This is a genomic window from Streptomyces niphimycinicus, assembly GCF_018883605.1.
In the GTDB taxonomy this organism is placed as follows: domain Bacteria; phylum Actinomycetota; class Actinomycetes; order Streptomycetales; family Streptomycetaceae; genus Streptomyces; species Streptomyces niphimycinicus.
The window spans coordinates 1-2,807 of record NZ_JAHLEM010000843.1; the positions used below are offsets into that span (position 1 = coordinate 1).

The following is a 2,807-nucleotide window of genomic DNA, read 5'->3' on the forward strand; positions in this document are numbered from 1 at the left end:
GCCCAGTTGATGGCCCGGCCCCGCTGGCGGCTGGCCCGGCTGGCCACCGCGCTGCGCGACGAGCGCCGCAGGCTGGCGCTGCTGTCGGCGGAGGACACCGGCGTGGCCGCCGCGCTGCGCAACTCCGTGGCCCGGCTCTCCGCGGACGACGCACAGTTGCTGCGGGCCCTGGGCACCGGTTTCGCGCGGGAGGTCAACACCGCCGAGGCGGCCGCGCTGTCGGGCGCGGACCCCGAGCTGATCCAGGACTCCCTGGAGCGGCTGGCGGAGATGCATCTGCTGGACGAGGAGGCCACCAACCGCTACGTCATGAGCGACCTGGTGAAGCTCTTCGCCCAGGGCGACGGGAGCGGGCGCGGCGAGACCCCGGGCGAGGGGTCCGGCGGGGCCTCCGGCGAACCGTCACAGGGGGCCTGAGCAGGGGTCAACAGCGGGGCGTTAGCGGGACGTTAGCGGGCGGCAGCCGTTCACCAGCCGAACGGCAGCGGGTCCGGACAGGCTTGAGCCGTACCGGAAACGCCCGAACGCCCGCTGAGGGGAGACCCGCCATGCCGCTCATCACCGCTCGCCTCGCCCACCGTGCCGGCACCCTGCGCTCGGTCGCGGCCGGCCTTACGGTCGTGGCCGCGGGGATCACCCTCGCGGCGTGCGGCACCGCCGACGCGTCGGGCGTGAAGACGGCCGGCAAGGCCGAGAGCACGGCCTCGGCCGTCCCCACCGTCCCCACCGCCAACGAGGAAGTCCTCCAGGGCGGCGCTCAGCAGGCCGCGCGGGAGCCGGTGGCGGGCGGGGCCGACGCCGGGGCCCAGGGCGGTCTGCGGGCCGACAGCGGCGTCCAGGGCGAGGTTGGCGTGTGCCGTCTGGACACGATGTCGGTGAGCGTCACCTCCGTCCCCCGGCCGGCCAACCACCTGCTGCTGGAGATCACCAACCAGTCCGGGGTGACCTGCCGTCTCATCGGCTCCCCCGTGGTGCGGTTCGACGACGGGCGGACGGCGGTGACGCGGGACGGGGACACCCGGCCCCAGACGGTCGTCACGCTGCCGCCCGGCGAGAGCGGTTACGCGGGCCTGACCACCTCCGCGGCGAACGCCCCGGCCGACGGCGGCCGTAAGGCCACCGGGCTGACCGTCTCCCTCCCCGGCGAGGACAGCCGCCGCGGCGTCGACCTCCCCGGCGACTCGGTGGAGGTCGGGGCCGGGACGGAGGTCGGCTACTGGCAGAGCGACGCGTCCGACGCCCTGCTCTGGTGACCGCCCGGCCTTCCTTCCGGTGACCGCTGGACCTGGCCGCTGATGACCGCTCGACCTTCCACTCCGGTGACCGCTCGATTCCGAGCCCCTTAGCTCGATTCCGAGCCCCTTGGCTGGACAGGTAGCCGCCTCCCCCCGGCTGCCTGCCCCGGACGGCCCCCGCCTCGGCGGGGGCCGTCTCGTCATGCCCCACGGCACCGCACTCCGTGTCCCGCACCTGGCCTCTCCCATAGGCGTCTTGGCAGGTCATCAGGGGCGCGCCCGGCGGGACTTCCCAAAGGCCGGCTCGGGCCCGGAAAGGCCCCGCCCCGCGGCCCGCGGTGGTTCCCGTCGCCGCGGCGGACCGCCCGGCGGCCCCGACCGAGCCGTGCCGACATGCCGTCGGCACCTCTGCCATTCCCCTCCCGGGATCAGCCGTCCATCCCGGCGAGCACCAGCGGCAGCCGGGTCGCACCGCCCTCGGTGATCCGCACCGGGACGCCCCAGTCCTGCTGGTGCACATGGCAGGCCGGGTACTCGTTGGATGGGTCGTCGTCGCAGGAGGCGGCCATCGCCGAGACGTGCAGCACGCCCTCGGTCATGCCCTCCGTAAGGACGAGCTCACGGTTCAGATCGGTGCCCGCGCCGTCTCCTTCGGCCAGCAGCTCGGGCGGGGTGGAGCTGACCAGCAGCCGGGTGGAGGGGCCGTAGCGGGTGTCCAGCTTCTGCCCCTCGGGCGCCTGGAAGACCACGTCCAGCCGGAGCGTCCCCGGGGCGATGTCGGTCGCGGCCCGCTGGGTGCGGTGGGCCACCGCGTCGACCCTTACGGCCTCCTCCGGCAGCCGCAGCCGGGTCAGCCGGTGCCGGGCGGACTCCACCACGACGATGTCCCCGTCGGCCAGGACCGCGCCGGAGGGCTCGCGCAGGTCCGTGGCGAGCGTGGAGACCTCGCCGGTGGCCGGGTCGTAGCGGCGCAGCGCGTGGTTGTAGGTGTCCGAGATGGCCACCGAGCCGTCGGGCAGCGCGGTGACGCCCAGCGGATGCTGGAGCAGCGCCTGTTCGGCGGCGCCGTCCCGGTGGCCGAAGTCGAAGAGCCCGGTGCCGACGGCCGTACGGACGGCGAAGCCGTCGCCGTCGCGCTCGACGTACCGCAGCGCGGAGGTCTCGGAGTCCGCGATCCACAGCCGGTCCCCGGCGGCGGCGAGCCCGGAGGGCTGGGCGAACCACGCCTCCTCGGCGGGGCCGTCGACCAGCCCCTCGTTGGTGGTCCCGGCGGCGGCCCGTACCGTCCCGGCCTCCGGGTCGTAGGTCCACAACTGGTGGACGCCCGCCATGGCGATCCACAGCCGGCCGGCGAACCAGGCGACGTCCCAGGGGGAGGACAGGTCGACCTCCCGGGCGGGCCCCTCGGTGGGCGACCCCTGCCACCACTGGCGGCCGGTCCCGGCGAGCGTGGTGACCTCGCCGGTGGCCGGGTCGTAGCGGCGCAGCGCGTGGTTCACGGTGTCGGCGACGGCCACGGTGCCGTCGGGGAGCGGGGCGAGCCCCTGGGGCTCGCTGAAGCGGGCCCGCTCG

Annotated in this window: 2 protein-coding genes and 1 pseudogene; 2 read left to right on the forward strand and 1 reads right to left on the reverse strand. The window is 75.4% G+C overall.

Annotation, left to right across the window (positions count from 1 at the left end; translation table 11 throughout):
• A pseudogene (locus KN815_RS43985) lies at positions 1 to 417 on the forward strand (AfsR/SARP family transcriptional regulator); the annotation flags it as partial.
• 131 nt (positions 418 to 548) lie between these two features.
• Positions 549 to 1,253 carry a DUF4232 domain-containing protein gene (locus tag KN815_RS43990; RefSeq protein ID WP_216347354.1) on the forward strand — a complete coding sequence of 235 codons (705 nt, stop codon included), beginning with the start codon at positions 549 to 551 and terminating at the stop codon, positions 1,251 to 1,253.
• Positions 1,254 to 1,663: 410 nt separating this feature from the next.
• Here the strand turns inward: KN815_RS43990 and KN815_RS43995 are convergent.
• On the reverse strand, positions 1,664 to 2,807 hold a 1,144-nt coding region (locus KN815_RS43995; RefSeq protein ID WP_253209622.1), incomplete at its 5' end, for an NHL repeat-containing protein.